An 18,644-nucleotide genomic window follows, 5' to 3' on the forward strand; every position below is an offset into this window, starting at 1 on the left:
CGCTCAGCGTGCGTGGATCGACGCGAGACGCGACGCGACCATAATCGCCTTCATCTCGCGCACGGCGTTGTCCCAGCCCGCGAAGATCGAATGCGCGACGATCGCGTGCCCGATATTCAGCTCGACGATGCCCGGCAGCGCGGCGATCGCCTGCACGTTCGTGTAGTGCAGGCCGTGCCCGGCGTTGACCTTCAGCCCGAGCGCGTTGCCGAAATCGACGCTCGCCGCGACGCGCTCGAACTCGCGTTGCTGTTCGGCTTCATCGTGCGCTTCGGCATACCGGCCCGTGTGCAGCTCGATGACGGGCGCGCCCGCTTCGTGCGCGGCGCGAATCTGCGTCTCGTCCGGATCGATGAAAAGCGACACGCGCGCGCCCGCATCGGCGAGTTGCCTGCACGCGGCCTTCACTTCCTCGAACTGACCCGCGACATCGAGGCCGCCTTCGGTCGTCACTTCCTGGCGCTTTTCCGGCACGAGGCAGACATCGTGCGGCCTGATCTCGCAGGCGATGTCGAGCATCTCGCGCGTCACCGCGCATTCGAGATTCATGCGCGTCTTGAGCAGCGGCCGCAGCGTGCGCACATCGGCATCGACGATATGGCGGCGATCCTCGCGCAAGTGCAGCGTGATGGCGTCGGCGCCCGCTTCCTCGGCGGCGAGCGCCGCGCGGATCGGATCGGGATAGGACGTGCCGCGCGCATTGCGCAAGGTGGCGACGTGATCGATGTTCACGCCCAGATCGATCACGCTCGCAGGCGACGAGAGAAAGAAGCTCATAGTTTTTGCAGGTCGATCAGTATCTGACGGGTGGCGAGCGGCGCGCCGCCCAGGTAATGGTTGAGCAGGAAGCGCATCAGCGTCTTGCTCTGCACGGCCGTCTGCGGGCTGCTGGTGTCGTCGCGTTCCATGTCGATGAGCGTCTGTCCCGAAATCACCGGCCACTGGCCGGGAAAATCGTCGGACGCTTCGCGCACGCCGCGGTCGGGATCGAAGACATAGCGGCCTTCGGCCACGACCGGCTGGCGCGTGACGGTGCGCGTGAGGTTCATCGCATAGCCGGTTTCGCGCAACAGCACGCGCTCGAACGAACGCAGCACGTGCACGGCGGGCTCGTCGTGCGCAAGACGCGAGAGCGTCAGCACGTAGTGATTGAAGAGCGCCGGATGCGCGTCCTCGCGCGCGCAGAACTTCACGAGCAGTTCGTTCACGTAGAAGCCGCAGAGCAACGCATCGCCGGTCAGCGGCAGCATGCCGCCGACCCATTCGGCAGTCGTCAGCGTGCGGACTTCGCCCTTGCCGGACCACGACAGCCCGAGCGGCTGAAACGTCTGCAACACGCCGCGCAACGCGGAATGCGGACGTTTCGCGCCCTTCGCGACGAGCGCGACCCGGCCGAAATCACGCGAAAACACGTCGATGATGAGACTCGTCTCGCGATACGGATAGCTATGCAGCACGAAGCCCGGCTGCTCGGCGATACGAAAGTCGGAGCGCGGCGCGGCGCGCGGCCGCTTCTCTCCACCGTCGCTGGGCGACGTCGACGGCGACGCCCGCTTGCGCTTCGGCACCGCGCGCGCGGCCGGGCGCTCGTCCGCGTCGAAATCGTCGTCGGGTCGATCATCGGCGGGCGGCGGAATCATCCGGGCGTCGTTCGTGCCGTCGTCCATGCATCACTCGTAGCCGTATGCGCGCAGGCCGGCTTCGTTGTCCGCCCAGCCGCTCTTCACCTTGACGAAGGTTTCGAGATACACGGGGCCATCGAAGAGCTTCTCCATGTCGAGGCGCGCCTCGGTGCTGATCTGTTTCAGCTTCGCGCCCTTCTGGCCGATGATCATCGCCTTGTGGCCGTCGCGATCGACGAGAATCGTCGCGAAGACGCGGCGCAGCCGCCCTTCGGTCTCGAACTTGTCGATGAGCACCGTGCTCGTGTACGGCAACTCGTCGCCGGTCCAGCGGAACACTTTCTCGCGCAGGATCTCCGCCGCGAGAAAGCGCTCGCTGCGGTCGGTCAGGTCGTCCTCGCCGTAGATCGGCTCGCCTTCCGGCAGATAAGGCTTCACGACCGACAAAAGCCGCTTGATGTCCTCGGGATGCTTCGCCGACAGCGGCACGATCTCGCGGAAGTCGCGCAACGCCGACATCTGCTGCATGAAGGGAAAGAGCGTCTCTTTGTCAGCGACGCGATCGAGCTTGTTGGCGATCAGGAGCGTGGGTGTGCCGGGCGGAATCAGGTCGAGCACTTTCTGGTCGTCGGGGCCGAAGCGGCCGGCCTCGATCACGAAGAGGATCGCATCGACGGAGGTCAGCGTCGACGTCACCGCGCGATTCAGCGAGCGATTGAGCGCGCCGCTATTGCGCGTCTGGAAACCGGGGGTGTCGACGAAGACGTACTGCGCGTCGTCGAAGGTGTTGATGCCGGTGATGCGGTGGCGGGTCGTCTGCGCCTTGCGCGACGTGATGCTCACCTTCTGGCCGACGAGCGCGTTCATCAGCGTCGACTTGCCGACGTTCGGCCTGCCGACGATCGCGACCATGCCGCAGCGGAAACCGGGAGAAACAGGAGCGTTCATCATAAATGTATGCGGCAGGAAGTCGTTGGGGCGCGAGTGCGCGATATGCGCGGCACGGATCAATGGCCGGCGTCAGTGGCCGGCGTCGGCGGCGCGCACGACACGGTCCGCCGGGGCGGCGCTGTCGCGCGTGTCGGTATCGGCTGCGGGCGCGTCGTCGCGATGATCGGGATCGGCGGGCGCGGGCTTGTCCTGCGTCGGTTCGCTCTTCGACGCTCTCTCCGGCTTGTGGATCACGGCGCGTTCCGGTTTGTCCGCGGCAGCGTAGGCGCTCGCGGACGGCTCGACGTGCGTCGCGCGAATCACCGCGAGCGGCGCAGCGGACGCGGGGCGCTCATGCGCGCCGGCTTGTGCGCCGTGCGATGCCGGATGACGTTCGCGCCGGTCCGGTGAACGCAGATCCAGCGCCGTCTGGATGCCCGTCACGCCGGGTACCACTTCGAGCTCCGCCTGCTTGGCGGCGCGCGCGCCCTTGCGCTTGGGCTTCACGCCGAGCGACGGCACGGCGGCGACCACCTCGTCCAGCGCCTTCTTCGCGGCGGCCTGCTCGGCCGCGCGGCGGCTCGCGCCCGAACCCGACACCTTCACGTCGAGCTTCGGCACCGTGCACTCGACCTCGAACTGCTGGTTGTGCGCGGCGCCGTGCGTCGCGACGACCGTGTAGGTGGGCAGCGCGATCTTGTGTCCCTGGAGATACTCCTGCAGCAGCGTCTTGGCATCCTTGCCGATGGTGCGCGGATCGATGTGATCCAGCACCGGCGTATAGAGCCGCTTGATGACGACCGACGCGGCGTCGAAACCGCCGTCGAGGAAGATCGCGCCGAAGATGGCTTCGAGCGTGTCGGCGAGAATCGACGGACGGCGAAAACCGCCGCTGCGCAATTCGCCTTCGCCGAGCCGGAGCCCTTCGGACACGTTGAGGGCCTGCGCGATTTCGTAGAGCGACTGCTGTTTGACCAGATTCGCCCGGACGCGCGACAGGTCGCCTTCATCGAGTTTGCCGAATCGTTGGAACAAAAGCGCAGCCACCACGCAATTTAGAACGGAATCGCCGAGAAATTCAAGCCGTTCATTGTGCGTGGCGCTGTGACTGCGGTGGGTCATCGCCTGGCGCAGTAATTCCGCATTGCGAAATTCGTACCGCAGCCGGCTTTCCAACGGAGAAGATGGCATGGAGAGAGTATAACGCGGGCGCGCGGACGGGCGATTGCGCCGGCCGACGCCGGAAAACGCGTGGCGAGACGGTGTTAGCCGCGCTTCTTCACGCCATTTCGAAGCTTGTTTTAATGATCAGAAACGCCGGCGGTCGCCGAGCGACGCGCCGGCGTGTCGGCTCATCACTGGAACGAGCCGACGCGCTTCAGATTGCTGAAGTTCATCCAGATGAAGAACGCGCGGCCGACGATATTCTTGTCCGGCACGAAGCCCCAGTAGCGGCTGTCCGCGCTGTTGTCGCGGTTGTCGCCCATCATGAAGTAGTTGCCCGGCGGCACCTTGCAAGTGACGCCCTGCGCGTTGTAGTTGCAGTTGTCGCGGAACGGGAAGTCATCCGCGCCGACGACGAATGGCGGCACCTGCGGATTGTTCAGAATCGCGTTCTTGCGGCCGTCGAGATCTTCCTCGAACTGCTTCGCGTAACCGATGCGCTCGTCGTCGAAATAGTCCGGCAGCGGCGTCTCGGGCACGGGCTTGCCGTTGATCGTGAGCTTCTTGTCTTCGTACGCGACGGTGTCGCCCGGCAGCCCGATCACGCGCTTGATGTAGTCGACCGATTCGTCCTTCGGGTAGCGGAACACCACGACGTCGCCGCGCTTGAGCGGGCTGCCGTTCGTCAGCTTGGAGTTGGTGATCGGCAGGCGCAGACCGTATTCGTACTTGTTCACGAGGATGAAGTCGCCGACGAGCAGCGTCGGGACCATCGAGCCCGACGGAATCTTGAACGGCTCAATGATGAACGAGCGCACGACGAACACCGCGAGGATCACCGGAAAGAAGCTCGCCGTGTATTCGAGCCACCACGGCTGGCGCAGCTTCTCGTCGCGCAGACGGGCGCGCGTCTGCGCGGCGTTCTCATCGGCGAAACGCTCGCCCACGCGTTCCTGCTGACGGTCGAAATCGGCCACCGCTGCCTCGGCGGCGCGGCGTCGTTGCGGTTGAAACACCAGCTTGTCGAGCACCCAGGCAATACCCGTCAAGACGACGAGAATCAAAAGAATCAGTGCGAAATTCATCAAACGCTTCCGGTTGTTATCGTTGTTTGCTTCGCGGCGCCAGGCGTCACTCGTCGACGCGCAGGATCGCCAGGAAAGCCTCTTGCGGGATTTCGACCGTACCGACCTGCTTCATGCGCTTCTTGCCGGCCTTCTGCTTTTCGAGCAGCTTCTTCTTGCGCGAGATATCGCCGCCGTAGCACTTCGCGAGCACGTTCTTGCGCAGCGCCTTGATGTTCTCGCGCGCGATGATGTTCGAGCCGATGGTCGCCTGAATCGCCACGTCGTACATCTGACGCGGAATCAGCTCGCGCATCTTCGCCGCGACTTCGCGGCCGCGATGCTGGCTCTGCGAACGGTGCACGATGACCGACAGCGCATCGACCTTGTCGCCGTTGATGAGCATGTCCACCTTGACCACGTCGGCCGCGCGATATTCCTTGAACTCGTAGTCCATCGACGCATAGCCGCGCGACGTCGACTTCAGTCGGTCGAAGAAGTCGAGCACGATTTCCGCCATCGGGATTTCGTAGGTCAGCTGCACCTGACGGCCGTGATACTGCATGTTGATCTGCGAGCCGCGCTTGGCCGTGCACAGCGTGATGACCGAGCCGACATACTCCTGCGGCATGTACAGGTTCACGGTGACGATCGGCTCGCGCACTTCCTCGATCTTCGGCGGCTCCGGCATCTTCGCCGGATTCTCGACGGAGATGGTCGTGCCGTCGCGTTGCACGACTTCGTAGATCACCGTCGGCGCGGTGGTGATGAGGTCCATGTCGAACTCGCGCTCGAGCCGCTCCTGCACGATTTCCATGTGCAGGAGGCCGAGGAAGCCGCAGCGGAAACCGAAGCCGAGCGCCTGCGATACTTCCGGCTCGTATTGCAGCGAGGCGTCGTTGAGCTTCAACTTTTCGAGCGATTCGCGCAGCGCGTCGTACTGGTTCGCTTCGACCGGATAGAGGCCCGCGAACACCTGCGGCTTCACTTCCTTGAAGCCCGGCAGCGGCGTTTCGGCGGGACGCGTCGCGAGGGTGACGGTATCGCCCACTTTGGCGGCCGTCAGTTCCTTGATGCCCGCGATCACGAAGCCCACCTGCCCCGCCGACAGTTGCGCGAGGTTCGTCGACTTCGGCGCGAATACGCCGACGTGCTCGACCGGATATTGCGCGCCGGTCGCCATCATCTTGATCTTGTCCTTCGGCTTGAGCGTGCCGTTGACGATCCGCACCAGCATCACGACGCCGACGTAGTTGTCGAACCACGAATCGATGATGAGCGCCTGCAGCGGCGCGTCCGTATTGCCCTTGGGCGGCGGCACTTTCGCGATCAGCGATTCGAGCACGTCCTCGACGCCCAGACCGGTCTTCGCGCTGCAATGCACGGCGTCGGTCGCATCGATGCCGATGACATCCTCGATCTCGGAGATCGCGTTCTCGGGGTTCGCTGCGGGCAGATCGATCTTGTTGAGCACCGGCACGACTTCGACGCCGAGTTCGATCGCCGTGTAGCAGTTCGCGACCGTCTGCGCCTCGACGCCCTGCGAGGCGTCGACGACGAGCAGCGCGCCCTCGCACGCGGACAGCGAACGGCTGACTTCGTAGGAGAAGTCGACGTGCCCGGGGGTATCGATCAGATTGAGGTTGTAGACCTGGCCGTCGCGCGCCTTGTAGGTCAGCGCCGCGGTCTGCGCCTTGATCGTGATGCCGCGCTCGCGCTCGAGGTCCATCGAATCGAGCACCTGCGCTTCCATCTCGCGGTCGGACAGGCCGCCGCACAACTGGATGATGCGGTCGGCGAGCGTCGACTTGCCGTGGTCGATGTGCGCGATGATCGAGAAGTTACGAATATGATCCATTCAGTGCCGCAAGCCCGAAAAAAGCGAAAAAGGCGCGCCCTCACCAACGCGGGAGCACGCCTTGAAAATTTTGGGAAAACTTCAGCATTTTAGCCGAAATCGGGGGTGGCCCGTCGGATTTCGCCTTTAGCGGCCTCGCGGCTCGCGCGCGTCGAGCGCAGCGTTCACGGCGCGGACGTCGAGCCGGTACTGGCACAACTCGACGCCGTCGAGCATCAGCACCGGCACGCGCTCGTTGTAACGCGCCTCCAGCAGCGGATCCTCGTCGATGTCGATCCATTCGACGCCCAGGCCGTGTCGCGCCGCGATCGGCTCCAGTTCGGCCCGCATGTCCTCGCACAGATGACACCAGGCGCGTCCGTACAGGACGAAAGGCGCGCCGGAAGCCCGCTTCATGCGCTTACTTCTGTGCCGGCACGCGCGGGCGCAGCGGCACGAACTGCGTGTTGTCGCCGCGACGCACGAGCACCGCGACCATCTTGCTCGCGTCGAGATTCTGCGCGACGGCCTCGAACTGCTTCGCGCTCGTGATATCCGTGTCGCCGATGCGCAGGATGATGTCGCCCTTCTGGAAGCCCGCGCGCGCAGCCGGCCCTTCGACCGCGTCAACCTGCACGCCGGTGCTCAGCTTCAGCGCCTTTCTCTGGTCGGCGGGAATGTCGCTCACCGCGAGCCCGAGCGAATTGCTCGCGCGCTCCTTCGGCTGCGGCGACTTCTTCTGCTCGGTCTTCGCGACCTTGTCCGGCTGCATCTCGGCGACGGTGACAGGCAGATCGCGCGTCTGGCCCTTGCGCCAGATCGTGAGCGTGGTCTTCGTGCCCGGCTTCGTCTCGCCGACCATGCGCGGCAGATCGGTCGCGGTCTCGACGTTCTGACCGTTGAACTTGAGGATGATGTCGCCCGGCTGCACGCCCGCCTTGTCGGCCGGACCACCCGCTTCGACGCTGGATACGAGCGCGCCCTGCGCCTTCGGCAGCCCGAGCGAATCCGCGACGTCCTTCGTGACTTCGCCGATCGCCACCGCGATGCGGCCGCGCACGACCTTGCCCGAGGTCTTGAGCTGATCGGCCACGCGCATCGCTTCATCGATCGGAATCGCGAACGAAATGCCCATGAAGCCGCCCGTGCGGCTGTAGATCTGCGAGTTGATGCCGATGACTTCGCCCGCCATGTTGATGAGCGGACCGCCCGAGTTGCCCGGATTCACCGCGACATCGGTCTGGATGAACGGCAGGTAATCGCCGGTGTCGCGCCCCTTCGCGCTGACGATGCCCGCGGTCACCGTGTTGTCCAGGCCGAACGGCGAGCCGATCGCGAGCACCCATTCGCCGACGCGCACCTTGTTCGAATCGCCGATGGTGATGGCCGGCAGGTTCGTCGCGCTGATCTTCACGACGGCCACGTCCGTGCGCTCGTCGACACCGACGAGACGCGCCTTGAATTCGCGTTTGTCGGTGAGCGTGACGTAGATGGTGTCCGCGTCGTCCACCACGTGCGCGTTGGTCATCACGTAGCCATCGGTCGACAGGATGAAGCCCGAGCCGACGCCGCTGCTTTGTTCCGAGTTGTCCTGGTTGTCGTCGGGCGCGCTCCGGCTGCCGCCCTTGCCCTGATCGCCGCCGCTGCCGCCGCCGTTATTGCCGCCGCCACCGCCTCCGCCGCCGCGCGGGGGCTGGCCCGGCATCGGAATGCCGAAGAAGCGGCGGAAGAATTCGGACATGTCGCCGTCGTCGAGACCGGGCGGCAGGCCGCGCAGATCGCTGCTGGTACCGACGCGCGAAGTCGTGCGAATGTTCACGACCGAAGGCCCGACCCTGTCGACGAGCGTCGTGAAGTCTGGCAGGTTCACCGTGGGCGCCGCCGCCGACGCAGATTGCGATACGAACGGCAGGCACACGGCGAGCGCCGCGGCCGCGATGAACTTGCGCAGCGAGAAGTTGCTCATAGGTTGGAGGCCGGGATCTGAATTACTTGGAAGGCTTGTATTCTATGGTAGAAGCAAATTGCTGCAACGTGGCTTGCGGCACTTCCCCCAGCAAGGTGATCCAGAAATCCCCGCGGCGCTTCACCAGTACGTGCGTGGCGCCGCTGTTGCCCGCGCCTTCCTTGCGCGTACTTTTTTCCACCGGCTCGACGAAAACCGAGATCGTGGCGAGGCCATCGGAGAACACGGCCTGATCGACCGGAATCGGCGGCTGGCCTTGCTGGCTCGACGCCATCGGACGGCGCAGTTCGCGAATCTTGCGAAAACCCGCGATGCCCGGCGCGAGTTGCCAGCCCTGCGCTTCCATGTCGACCGGCTGCACCGGCAGCCGCACGATGGTCCAGCCCGACGTGCTGCGAATGCCGTTTGCGATCGGCGCCTTGTCGATCGGCCCGCCGATGCGTACCTGCGAGAACGAAAGCTGTTCGAGCACCTGGCCGTCCGGGTCGAGCGTCTGCGCGCGCAGCAGCAAGCCGGTCTTGGTGTCCGCCCACAGTTTGTAGGCGAAACGCCAGGAATCTTTCGGATCGAGTTCCAGCACTTGACTGTCGACGCCCGCGACGCGGTCGTTGCCGAGCAGTTTCGGCTCGTAGAAGGACAGCACCTGATCGCCGCTGGTTGACAGCAGTGCGGGGAACGAATCCCGGTTCTGCCGATGTTCGACCGTGAGCAAGTGCCGTTCGGGCACGAACGTGAACATGTCGTCGTCGTGACGCAGCATCTTGCGCGGCGCGCCGTCGAGACTTTCGAGCGATTCGTATTCGCCGTCGCCGCGCGTGGCCACATGCGTGATGCGCGACGATTGAACCGTCGCGCCACGCTGATAGACGAAGGTGCCTTCGTAATTCTGCTGTTGCGCCGCTTCGTGAATGCGGTTGAGCATTGCGGCGGCCGATTTGCGGGTCGCGGCGGGATCGTCTCCCTGCGCGAAACTGACCGATGCCGCCGTCAACAACGCGGCTGCGCAGAGCATCAATGCCGGCAGCCGTCCCCAATAGTTCGTTTTAGTCAACCGCACACTCGGCATCAAATTATTGACTCTGCGATGTAGCCGCCGCGCGAATCAAGGGCATGGAACCTGGCATCACAGGCTGTTGAGAGAACTGCTGATGGGCTTCGAGATACTGGTCGAGACTGGCGTCGCGAATGATGTTCGCTTCCACGATTGGCGTGCGCGTGGTCGCCGCCGGCACCGACGCGAGCGCCACGCGCTGCATCGAATCCGCCGGTGCGACGCTCGCCACCTGCGCGCCGGGGTGGCTGTCCACGCCTTGCAGCTGCGGCACCACGATCCACGTCAGCGTGGCGGCGGCCGCGGCCACCGCGAAAGCCGGCATCACGCGACGGCGCAGCATGCCGCCACGCGCTTTCGCCGCTGCGGCCGGCAGCGCGGCTGGCGCCAGCACATGCGCTTCCGCCTCGAAACGTTCGGAGAATGCGGCCATGAACACGCTGCTGCGCGCCGGACTGACCGCGAGATCGTCGGAGCGCAGCGCGTCGCCGATCAGGTGATAGGCCGACCACGCCGCGCGATCGTCGTTTTTCAGTTCCGCGAGAAACTGGCTGACGCTGCCGATTTCGTCGAGCGATTCACCGTCGACGAACGCCGACATGCGCTCGCCGCGCGGACCTGCCTGTGTTTGATTCTGCATCGAGACCGACCCCATGATGCTCCCCATCTTTGACCACACCCCGTTGTGACACCACCAACCCAGATATCGCGCCCTTGCCCCGAGGATTTGCGCCGCTTACCAGCGCTTGCCTTCGGGAGTGTCCAACAACGGACGCAATTTTGCCGCAATGGCTTCGCGAGCACGAAAAATTCTCGATCTGACGGTGCCGATCGGGCAATCCATCATTTCGGCGATTTCCTCGTAACTCAGTCCTTCAATCTCCCGGAGCGTGATGGCGGTGCGCAGTTCCTCCGGCAGTAACGCCATCGCGGCGTTGACTGTCTGAGCGATCTGCTTGCTCATCAACATCGACTCGGGCGTGTTGATATCCCTTAGTTGGTCCGCGTCGGAGAAAGTTTCCGCTTCTTCAGCATCGGCTTCGGTAGATGTGGGAGCGCGGCGGCCCTGCGTCGCAAGATAGTTCTTTGCGGTGTTCACCGCAATCCGGTAGAGCCACGTATAGAAGGCCGATTCGCCCCGAAACTGCGGCAGCGCGCGGTAAGCCTTGATGAAGGCGTCCTGGGCGACGTCCTCGACCTCGGCGGGGTCGCGCACGAGGCGCGAGATCAGTCGAATGATCTTGCGGTGGTATTTGGCGACCAGCAGTTCGAACGCAGCCTTGTCGCCCTTCTGGACACGCTCGACCAGCAATTGGTCGATTTCTTTTTCGCTCACCTGGGAAATCCGTTTAACTTGGGGTGTTGCGCGGAGGGCTATTGTAGCGTTACCGCCTGTAAGGCAACCGGAACGCTCATGGGCCGTTACAGTCGTTACAGGTGAGACGCGGCGGCGCGGCGCGCCTGGACGGCAAGCTGGCGGAAGGTGTCGGCATCGACGGAATCAGCCGCGACGACGAGCGTTTCGCGCCGCCCGCGCGCATCGGCGAGTGTCAGCGCGAGGAGTCGGCCGCCCCATTGCGCGCATCCCGCGACGCGCGTGTGCCGCGTTTCGCCGGTTCGGCTCACGATCGTGAGACCGTCCGGGTGCAGGCTGAGCGCCCTTGGCTGAGCGCGCATCCATCGATATGACGCGAGTCCGAGCGCCGCCACGGTTACCGCGCTTGCCACGGCGGCATGGCCGACATGTTCCGCGTGCGCGAAAACGCACTGGAAAACCGACGCGCCCGCGAGCCCGATGAATGCAAGCGACACGACCCGCAGAAAACGCGACGGCCGCATCGCGACGCCCGGCGTCGAGCCGGTGTCACGATGCGGCCGTTCCACGCACGCGCCCGTCATATGGATCCCCGTGATGACGAGCGCGCCGTGCTCAGTGGCGCTTGAAGACGAGCGAGCCGTTCGTTCCGCCGAAGCCGAACGAGTTCTTCACCGCCACGTCGATCTTCATTTCCCGCGCGGTGTTCGCGCAGTAGTCCAGGTCGCACTTCGGATCCTGATTGAAGATGTTGATGGTCGGCGGCGACACCTGATTGTGGATCGCCAGCACGGTGAACACCGACTCCAGGCCGCCCGCGCCGCCCAGCAGGTGGCCGGTCATCGACTTGGTGGAGTTCACCACGACTTTCTTCGCCTGATCGCCGAGCGCGCGCGTGATGCCGATGGTCTCGGCGATGTCGCCGAGCGGCGTCGACGTGCCGTGCGCGTTGACGTAGTTCACTTCATCGGCGTTGACGCGCGCGTTCTTCATCGCGTTGACCATCGCGCGGCGTCCGCCGTCGCCGTCTTCCGGCGGCGCGGTCATGTGATACGCGTCGCCGCTCATGCCGTAGCCGAGCACTTCGGCGTAGATCTTCGCGCCGCGTTTCTTCGCATGCTCGTATTCTTCGAGCACCATCACGCCCGCGCCTTCACCGAGCACGAAGCCGTCGCGGTCGGTGTCCCACGGACGGCTGGCCGTCGCGGGATCGTCGTTGCGCTGAGAAAGCGCGCGCGCCGCCGCGAAACCGCCGATGCCGAGCGGAGACACCGTGGCCTCCGCGCCGCCCGCGATCATGACGTCCGCGTCGCCGTATTCGATCAGGCGCGATGCCTCGCCGATGCAATGCAGGCCGGTGGTACACGCCGTGACCATCGACAGGTTCGGGCCCTTGAAGCCGAAACGGATCGACAGATGGCCCGAGATCATGTTGATGATCGACGCCGGCACGAAGAACGGCGAAATGCGGCGCGGGCCGCGATTGAGCAGCTCGGTCTGCGTGACTTCGATCATCGGCAGACCGCCGATGCCCGAGCCGACCACGACGCCCACGCGCTCGGCGTTTTCATCGGTGATCTCGAGGCCGCTGTCCTGCATGGCCTGGACGCCCGCGGCGAAGCCGTAATGGATGAAGGTATCCATATGGCGCGCCTCTTTGGCGGGCATGTAGTCTTCGATATTGAAGCCCTTCACCTCGCCCGCGAAACGCGTGGAGAAGTTCGTTGCGTCGAACTTCGTGATATTGGCGATGCCCGACTTGCCCGCGACCAGATTGGCCCAGCCGTCGGCAACAGTATTGCCGACAGGCGAAACGAGCCCCAGGCCTGTAACAACAACTCGACGACGGCTCACGGTAACCCCTTATCCATAGAATGACGAAAAACAAAAGCCACAGCGGCCACAGGAAACCGCCCTGTGTGCCCTGTGGCTGTCAAATCGGTTTGCAGCGACGATGCATCGGCTAGTCGAGCGATGAGTCGCTGGCGCGTCCGGCCTCAGGCCTTGACGTTCGCGCGAGCGTAATCGATCGCCTGCTGAACCGTGGTGATCTTTTCGGCCTCTTCATCGGGAATTTCCATGCCGAATTCGTCTTCCAGCGCCATCACGAGTTCGACCGTATCGAGCGAGTCAGCGCCCAGATCGTTCACGAACGAAGCTTCGTTCTTGATTTCGGCTTCCGCCACGCCCAGTTGTTCGGCGACGATCTTCTTCACGCGCTGTTCGATGTTGTCCATGCAGCCCTCCGAGGGGAAAAAAGTTCAAAAATACGAGTGCGCGCATTTTATCAGGTTTGGACCCGCAAAATACGGCGCGTCAGTTGCCATGCTCCGCCGTCCGGCGCCCTTCATCAAGAGGGCTGCCGCCGGCCTCGCATCGATTCTTCACTGCCGCGCTGGAACGGTGCACCAATGCTCTTTTGAGCATTTCACGCGCCCGTCCCGGCGCGGATATTAAGCGAAATTCGGCGAAATGCCTATTAAGGCCTTACATGTACATGCCGCCGTTCACATGCAGCGTCGTGCCGGTGATATATCCGGCAAACGGGGATGCAAGAAACGCCACAGCATGCGCGATGTCTTCCGGCGCGCCTAGTCGGCCAAGTGGGATAGACGCCGTGAGCGCGGTGCGCTGCTCTTCCGGCAGAACCTTGGTCATATCGGTGTCGATGAAACCCGGCGCGATGCAGTTCACGGTGATGCCGCGGCTGCCGATTTCCCGCGCGAGCGCGCGCGTCATGCCCGCGACGCCGGCCTTCGCAGCGGCGTAGTTGGCCTGACCCGGATTGCCCGACGAACCGACCACCGACGTGATGTTGATGATACGGCCGCCGCGCGCCTTCATCATCGGGCGCAGCACGGCGCGCGACAGGCGGAAGACCGCGCGCAGGTTGGTGTCGATGACGGCGTCGAACTCGTCGTCCTTCATGCGCATCGCGAGCTGGTCTTTCGTGATGCCGGCATTGTTGACGAGCACGTTCAGCGCGCCGAATTCCTTCACGATACCGTCGATGAAGGCATCCGCCGCGGCCGCGTCGTTCACGTTCAGCACCGCGCCGCGGCCTTTGCCGCCCGCCTGCTGCAACGCTTCACTGATGCCGGCGGCGCCGCTCTCGCTCGTCGCCGTGCCGATGACCGTCGCGCCCTGCTTCGCGAGTTCGAGCGCGATCGCGCGTCCGATGCCGCGCGATGCGCCCGTGACGATTGCTACTTGATTCTGGAGACTCATGTCGTGGTTCCTCAGCCGGCGATCAGTTTGCGCGTTTCCTCGAGCGAGGCCGGATCGAAAATCGAGCCGCCGACGAGATTGCCGTCGATGCGCTTCGTCAGACCCGCGAGCACCTTGCCCGGTCCGCATTCGATGACGTGCGTGACGCCTTCCTTCGCGATCGCCTGCACGCATTCGACCCAGCGCACCGGACCGGCGGCCTGACGCACGAGGGCGTCCTTGATCGCGGCGGAATCCGAAACGATCGCGACGTCGATGTTATTGATCAGCGGAATCTGCGGCGCCTTGATCTCGACCTTGGCGAGATAGTCGCGCAACTGATCCGACGCCGGCTTCAGCAGCGACGAATGGAACGGCGCGGACACCGGCAGCGGCAGCGCGCGCTTCGCGCCCTTCGCCTTGGCGACTTCGCACGCCTTTTCGACAGCCGCCTTCGAACCCGCGATCACCACTTGCGCGGGCGCGTTGAAATTCACCGCCTCGACGACGCCCGCCGACGAAGCCTCCGCGCACACGGCGCGCACGGTGTCGTCATCGAGACCAAGGATCGCGGCCATGCCGCCCTCGCCCACCGGCACGGCGCTTTGCATCGCCTGCGCACGAAAGCGCACGAGCGGCACGGCGTCCGCGAAGGCGAGCGCGCCGGCCGCGACGAGCGCGGTGTATTCGCCGAGGCTGTGCCCTGCGACGAGCGCCGGCTTCAGGCCCGTTTCCTTTTCCCACACGCGGTAGATCGCGTACGCGGCCGTCAGCATGACGGGCTGCGTGTTCGTCGTCAGGTTCAGTTCTTCTGCCGGGCCTTCGGCGATCAGCTTGCCGAGATCCTGGCCGAGCGCGTCGGATGCCTGCTGCACGGTTTCGCGCACGATGGCGTGATCGGCGAATGCATTGAGCATGCCGATCGACTGCGAGCCCTGTCCGGGGAAAACGAACGCAAATTTCATATCGTCCTCGTTGATTGGAATGATCCGCGATGTCGTCGGTGCCTGCGCGCAAACCGCGCGCTCATGTGGCGCGCGGCGGCTGTCGTGACGAAGGGATCAGTTGCGAATGAGTAGAGGGAAATCGATAAACGATCAGTAGCGGATGACCGACGCGCCCCACGTGAAGCCGCCGCCCACGCCTTCGATCAGCACGTTGTCACCGCGCTTGACGCGGCCGTCGCGCACCGCGACGTCGAGCGCGAGCGGAATCGACGCCGCCGACGTGTTGCCGTGCTCGCCGACCGTCACGACCATGCGCTCCGGCGGCAGATGCAGCTTGCGCGCCGTGCTTTGCATGATGCGGATATTGGCCTGATGCGGAATCAGCCAATTGATGTCTTCCGGCGTGAGCTTCGCCTTGTCGAGCGCTTCGAGCGCGACCTTTTCGAGCACGTTGACCGCGAGCTTGAACACGGCCTGACCATCCATGTGCAGGAACGCGCTGCCCTCGACGACGCCGCCGTTCACGTTGCCCGGCGTGCAGAGAATGTCTGAATAGCTGCCGTCCGCGTGCAGCGCGCTCGACAGCACGCCCGGCTCTTCGGACGCCTGCAGCACGATCGCGCCCGCGCCGTCGCCGAACAGCACGCAGGTGGTGCGGTCGTTGAAATCGAGAATGCGCGAGAACGTCTCCGCGCCGATGACCAGCGCCGTGCGGTTCAGGCCGCTGCGAATGAAGCTGTCCGCCGTCGCGACGCCGTAGGCGAAACCGGAGCACACCGCCTGCACGTCGAAGGCCGCGCCGTTGTTCTTGATGCCCAGCTTGTTCTGCAGCAGGCACGCGGTACTCGGAAACACGAAGTCCGGCGTGGAGGTCGCGACGATGATCAGGTCGATCGACTGAGGATCGATGCCCGCTGCCTCGATCGCTCTCTGCGAAGCGATGAGCGCGAGGTCGCTGGTGGTCTGATTCGGGGCCGCGAAGTGGCGCGCGTGAATGCCGGTGCGCGCGACGATCCATTCGTCACTCGTCTCGACGCCCTGCTTCGCGAGACGGTCCGCCAAGTCCTGATTCGTGACGCGCTCGGACGGCAGGTAGCTGCCGGTGCCCAGCACGCGAGAGTAAAGATTGGATTGAGCCATTATGCCTTCGAATGTAGCGCAGTACCGGACGCGTCCGGCGGGTTCGGCTGCGAGTTGGGCTGGGGCGCGGGCTGTGAATCGGCCTGTGAAACGGGCTGCTGGATCGATTGATCCGGCGCAGCCGCTGCATCGGACGCAGAAGCGTTCGTGTCGGCCTCGCGCGCCGCGGGCGCGTTCTCTTCCATCGCGCGCACCAGGCGTTCGAGCACGCCATTTTTGACGGCATCATACCCGCGTTTGATGGCCCACTCAAACCCGAAGGCCTCGGCCGAACCGTGACTTTTGATGACCAGCCCGCGCAGGCCGAGCAACGCCGCGCCGTTATATTGCGCGGGATCGACACGTTTCTTGAAACGCTTGAGCACGGGCAGCGCGACGAGCGCCATCAGCTTGGAGCTGAACGAACGGCTGAACTCTTCCTTGATCATGTCGGCGAGCATCTTGGCGAGACCTTCGGAGGTCTTCAGCGCGACATTGCCGACGAAACCGTCGCACACGACGACATCCGTGGTGCCTTTGTAGATGTCGTTGCCTTCCACGTTGCCGTAGAAGTTCAGCGTACTCGCGCGCAGAAGCTCGCCCGCGCGCTTGATCGTTTCGTTGCCCTTGATGACTTCTTCGCCGATATTGAGCAAGCCGATCGTGGGCCGCTCGCGACCTTCGATCGCCGACACGAGCGCGTGGCCCATTTCAGCGAATTGCAGCAAGTGCTCGGGTTCGCAGTCGACATTGGCGCCGAGATCGAGCACGGTGGTGTAACCCTTCTGGCTCGGCATCGCGAACGCGATGGCGGGACGCTCGATGCCGGCGAGCGTCTTCAGCACATAGCGGGACACCGCCATGAGCGCGCCGGTATTGCCGGCGGAAATGCAGGTCTGCGCCTCGCCTTCCTTCACGAGGTTGAGCGCGACGCGCATCGACGAGTCTTTCTTCTTGCGCAGCGCGACTTCGACGGGGTCGTCCATCGCGACGACTTCGCTCGCGGGAACGACGGTCAGGCGCGGCTCGTCGAGAGCCTTCGACTTCTTGAGCTGGGCGCGGATGGGCTGCTCGAGACCGACGAGCATCAGATGCGCATCGGGATGCGAGCGCACGAAACTGACGGCAGCGGGGACGGTCACGGCCGGACCGTGGTCGCCTCCCATGCAGTCGATGGTTATCTTTACAGTCATGGAACGCGACGAATTTCGGGCACAAAAAAGCGGCAGTGAAATGCCGCCTTCTCGTCGTACCGGGAAAGTGTCAAGAGCGAGTTGCGCCCGCGTGCCCGCAAAGCGGTTCCGACAGGCGCATCAAGCGTCGATGAACGCTTAGTCGTTCTTCGTCTTGATGACTTTCTTGCCACGATAGTAGCCGTTCGGGCTCACGTGGTGGCGCAGATGCACTTCACCCGTGCTCGGCTCGACAGCCATCGGAGCCGTCGTGAGGAAGTCGTGGGAACGGTGCATGCCGCGCTTCGACGGCGACTTCTTGTTTTGCTGAACTGCCATGATTACTCCAGAAAAATTTTGCGAATTCTAACACAGCCCGATCCGCCGACAGCCCTCGGCCGTTCGGCCATCGGGTGCGCACATCGCGCTACCAAATGTTGCGTGCTACAAAATCAATCAGTGCTTCTCGTCGTCGGGGCCGCCCTGCTTGAGCTTCCCCAATACGGCGAAAGGATTCGGCTTGTCGTCCGCTTCCTGCGCACTGCTTTCGTCCAGTTCGCCGCCCGCATCGTCCGGGAGCAGACTTTCATGCACCTCGGGACACGCGTTGTGCTTGGGCACGAGCGGTAAGGACAACAACAACTCCTCTTCGATCAAGTCGACGAGATTGAACTGGCGCGAGCCCACAATCACTTCGACTTCATCGTCGTCGAGCGGAAATTCGTCCGCTTCTTCCTCCGTCGCCACGATCCGATACGTCGCATCGACGTCGAGATGCTGCGAATACGGCTGAAGGCAGCGCTGACACGTGAGCCACAGCGAGCCGTGCACCGCGAGGCGCAGATACGGCTGCGGCGCGTCGGTGCCGTCGTCCTGCAGTTCCGGCTGGGTCGAGCCCTCGCCCTGCCACGTGAACACGGTGTCGCGATCTGGCGCATCCGCCGGCACTTCGGCTAACATGCGCGGCATCTGCGATACACGCAGGGCGCCGGCTGCTTGCCTGCCACTCTTGGCGAAGTCGTAAATGTCGAGCGCGCGCAGATCCGCGGGGCTCACAGGTTTGCCAGGATTCTGAGTCATGTGCGCTCCTGCTTGGGCCTTGCTGGGTTAGTGCTTCGGTGAGCGTTCAGTATGCACCGCGATGCCGCTTCGAGGCAGGCGTGGCTTGCCCGAATTTGCATTGGGCCATCATTCGTGCTTCCTGAGTCGCTTTGACCCTTCGACTCCACCGGATTCATCGGAGTCGGGCG

Annotated in this window: 20 protein-coding genes; all 20 read right to left on the bottom strand. The window is 64.1% G+C overall.

The window, feature by feature from the left end:
• Positions 1-3 precede the first annotated feature (3 nt).
• Positions 4-777 carry a pyridoxine 5'-phosphate synthase gene (gene pdxJ, locus BTHE68_RS09080; RefSeq protein ID WP_162066040.1) on the bottom strand — a complete coding sequence of 258 codons (774 nt, stop codon included), beginning with the start codon at positions 775-777 and terminating at the stop codon, positions 4-6.
• Positions 774-1,667 (bottom strand): DNA repair protein RecO, encoded by an 894-nt coding sequence (gene recO / locus BTHE68_RS09085; protein WP_162066041.1) that lies wholly within the window; start codon positions 1,665-1,667, stop codon positions 774-776. The genes pdxJ and recO overlap by 4 nt, the downstream gene beginning before the upstream one ends.
• 3 nt (positions 1,668-1,670) lie before the next feature.
• A complete protein-coding gene (gene era, locus BTHE68_RS09090; protein ID WP_174258032.1) occupies positions 1,671-2,570 on the bottom strand; it encodes a GTPase Era in 900 nt (299 codons plus the stop codon).
• Between the two features lie 72 nt (positions 2,571-2,642).
• Positions 2,643-3,743 (bottom strand): ribonuclease III, encoded by a 1,101-nt coding sequence (gene rnc / locus BTHE68_RS09095; RefSeq protein ID WP_162066042.1) that lies wholly within the window; start codon positions 3,741-3,743, stop codon positions 2,643-2,645.
• Between the two features lie 164 nt (positions 3,744-3,907).
• Positions 3,908-4,801, bottom strand: coding sequence for a signal peptidase I (lepB, locus tag BTHE68_RS09100; protein WP_162066043.1), 894 nt, complete (start codon positions 4,799-4,801; stop codon positions 3,908-3,910).
• 46 nt (positions 4,802-4,847) lie between these two features.
• Positions 4,848-6,638 (bottom strand): translation elongation factor 4, encoded by a 1,791-nt coding sequence (gene lepA / locus BTHE68_RS09105; RefSeq protein ID WP_162066044.1) that lies wholly within the window; start codon positions 6,636-6,638, stop codon positions 4,848-4,850.
• A 126-nt stretch (positions 6,639-6,764) separates the two neighbouring features.
• Complete coding sequence (locus BTHE68_RS09110; protein WP_162066045.1) at positions 6,765-7,034, bottom strand: glutaredoxin family protein; 270 nt, start codon at positions 7,032-7,034, stop codon at positions 6,765-6,767.
• A 4-nt stretch (positions 7,035-7,038) separates the two neighbouring features.
• The gene (locus BTHE68_RS09115) at positions 7,039-8,583 is read right to left on the bottom strand and encodes a DegQ family serine endoprotease (protein WP_162066046.1); all 1,545 of its coding nucleotides are present in this window, start codon (positions 8,581-8,583) and stop codon (positions 7,039-7,041) included.
• Positions 8,584-8,605: 22 nt separating this feature from the next.
• The gene (locus BTHE68_RS09120) at positions 8,606-9,649 is read right to left on the bottom strand and encodes a MucB/RseB C-terminal domain-containing protein (RefSeq protein ID WP_162066047.1); all 1,044 of its coding nucleotides are present in this window, start codon (positions 9,647-9,649) and stop codon (positions 8,606-8,608) included.
• Positions 9,650-9,653: 4 nt separating this feature from the next.
• Positions 9,654-10,289 carry a sigma-E factor negative regulatory protein gene (locus BTHE68_RS09125; protein ID WP_162066048.1) on the bottom strand — a complete coding sequence of 212 codons (636 nt, stop codon included), beginning with the start codon at positions 10,287-10,289 and terminating at the stop codon, positions 9,654-9,656.
• An 81-nt stretch (positions 10,290-10,370) separates the two neighbouring features.
• On the bottom strand, positions 10,371-10,970 hold the full coding sequence (gene rpoE / locus BTHE68_RS09130; RefSeq protein WP_008342103.1) for an RNA polymerase sigma factor RpoE: 600 nt from the start codon (positions 10,968-10,970) through the stop codon (positions 10,371-10,373).
• A gap of 95 nt (positions 10,971-11,065) precedes the next feature.
• Complete coding sequence (locus tag BTHE68_RS09135; protein ID WP_162066049.1) at positions 11,066-11,533, bottom strand: protein YgfX; 468 nt, start codon at positions 11,531-11,533, stop codon at positions 11,066-11,068.
• A gap of 31 nt (positions 11,534-11,564) precedes the next feature.
• Positions 11,565-12,803, bottom strand: coding sequence for a beta-ketoacyl-ACP synthase II (gene fabF, locus BTHE68_RS09140; RefSeq protein ID WP_062267159.1), 1,239 nt, complete (start codon positions 12,801-12,803; stop codon positions 11,565-11,567).
• A 143-nt stretch (positions 12,804-12,946) separates the two neighbouring features.
• Positions 12,947-13,186: an acyl carrier protein gene (gene acpP / locus BTHE68_RS09145; RefSeq protein WP_004197638.1), complete on the bottom strand. Its 240-nt coding sequence runs from the start codon at positions 13,184-13,186 to the stop codon at positions 12,947-12,949.
• Between the two features lie 250 nt (positions 13,187-13,436).
• The gene (gene fabG, locus BTHE68_RS09150) at positions 13,437-14,177 is read right to left on the bottom strand and encodes a 3-oxoacyl-ACP reductase FabG (RefSeq protein ID WP_162066050.1); all 741 of its coding nucleotides are present in this window, start codon (positions 14,175-14,177) and stop codon (positions 13,437-13,439) included.
• An 11-nt stretch (positions 14,178-14,188) separates the two neighbouring features.
• Complete coding sequence (fabD, locus tag BTHE68_RS09155; protein WP_162066051.1) at positions 14,189-15,121, bottom strand: ACP S-malonyltransferase; 933 nt, start codon at positions 15,119-15,121, stop codon at positions 14,189-14,191.
• Positions 15,122-15,253: 132 nt separating this feature from the next.
• Positions 15,254-16,243: a beta-ketoacyl-ACP synthase III gene (locus BTHE68_RS09160; RefSeq protein ID WP_162066052.1), complete on the bottom strand. Its 990-nt coding sequence runs from the start codon at positions 16,241-16,243 to the stop codon at positions 15,254-15,256.
• Positions 16,243-17,415, bottom strand: coding sequence for a phosphate acyltransferase PlsX (plsX, locus tag BTHE68_RS09165; protein WP_162066053.1), 1,173 nt, complete (start codon positions 17,413-17,415; stop codon positions 16,243-16,245). The genes BTHE68_RS09160 and plsX overlap by 1 nt, the downstream gene beginning before the upstream one ends.
• A 138-nt stretch (positions 17,416-17,553) precedes the next feature.
• Positions 17,554-17,733: a 50S ribosomal protein L32 gene (gene rpmF / locus BTHE68_RS09170; protein WP_162066054.1), complete on the bottom strand. Its 180-nt coding sequence runs from the start codon at positions 17,731-17,733 to the stop codon at positions 17,554-17,556.
• Between the two features lie 117 nt (positions 17,734-17,850).
• Positions 17,851-18,474, bottom strand: coding sequence for a DUF177 domain-containing protein (locus BTHE68_RS09175; RefSeq protein ID WP_162066055.1), 624 nt, complete (start codon positions 18,472-18,474; stop codon positions 17,851-17,853).
• Positions 18,475-18,644 lie beyond the last annotated feature (170 nt).

The organism is Burkholderia sp. THE68 (assembly GCF_009938265.1).
Classification (GTDB): Bacteria; Pseudomonadota; Gammaproteobacteria; order Burkholderiales; family Burkholderiaceae; genus Caballeronia.

Bases quoted from the DNA above. Each gene is read 5' to 3' on its own strand.
- BTHE68_RS09125 (WP_162066048.1), bottom strand. From the start codon at position 10,289: ATGGGGTCGGTCTCGATGCAGAATCAAACACAGGCAGGTCCGCGCGGC.
- lepB (WP_162066043.1), bottom strand. From the start codon at position 4,801: ATGAATTTCGCACTGATTCTTTTGATTCTCGTCGTCTTGACGGGTATT.
- fabG (WP_162066050.1), bottom strand. From the start codon at position 14,177: ATGAGTCTCCAGAATCAAGTAGCAATCGTCACGGGCGCATCGCGCGGC.
- recO (WP_162066041.1), bottom strand. From the start codon at position 1,667: ATGGACGACGGCACGAACGACGCCCGGATGATTCCGCCGCCCGCCGAT.
- lepA (WP_162066044.1), bottom strand. From the start codon at position 6,638: ATGGATCATATTCGTAACTTCTCGATCATCGCGCACATCGACCACGGC.
- BTHE68_RS09135 (WP_162066049.1), bottom strand. From the start codon at position 11,533: ATGACGGGCGCGTGCGTGGAACGGCCGCATCGTGACACCGGCTCGACG.
- BTHE68_RS09110 (WP_162066045.1), bottom strand. From the start codon at position 7,034: ATGAAGCGGGCTTCCGGCGCGCCTTTCGTCCTGTACGGACGCGCCTGG.
- fabD (WP_162066051.1), bottom strand. From the start codon at position 15,121: ATGAAATTTGCGTTCGTTTTCCCCGGACAGGGCTCGCAGTCGATCGGC.
- era (WP_174258032.1), bottom strand. From the start codon at position 2,570: ATGAACGCTCCTGTTTCTCCCGGTTTCCGCTGCGGCATGGTCGCGATC.
- rpmF (WP_162066054.1), bottom strand. From the start codon at position 17,733: ATGGCAGTTCAGCAAAACAAGAAGTCGCCGTCGAAGCGCGGCATGCAC.
- pdxJ (WP_162066040.1), bottom strand. From the start codon at position 777: ATGAGCTTCTTTCTCTCGTCGCCTGCGAGCGTGATCGATCTGGGCGTG.
- plsX (WP_162066053.1), bottom strand. From the start codon at position 17,415: ATGACTGTAAAGATAACCATCGACTGCATGGGAGGCGACCACGGTCCG.
- BTHE68_RS09175 (WP_162066055.1), bottom strand. From the start codon at position 18,474: ATGACTCAGAATCCTGGCAAACCTGTGAGCCCCGCGGATCTGCGCGCG.
- BTHE68_RS09115 (WP_162066046.1), bottom strand. From the start codon at position 8,583: ATGAGCAACTTCTCGCTGCGCAAGTTCATCGCGGCCGCGGCGCTCGCC.
- acpP (WP_004197638.1), bottom strand. From the start codon at position 13,186: ATGGACAACATCGAACAGCGCGTGAAGAAGATCGTCGCCGAACAACTG.
- rnc (WP_162066042.1), bottom strand. From the start codon at position 3,743: ATGCCATCTTCTCCGTTGGAAAGCCGGCTGCGGTACGAATTTCGCAAT.
- BTHE68_RS09160 (WP_162066052.1), bottom strand. From the start codon at position 16,243: ATGGCTCAATCCAATCTTTACTCTCGCGTGCTGGGCACCGGCAGCTAC.
- BTHE68_RS09120 (WP_162066047.1), bottom strand. From the start codon at position 9,649: ATGCCGAGTGTGCGGTTGACTAAAACGAACTATTGGGGACGGCTGCCG.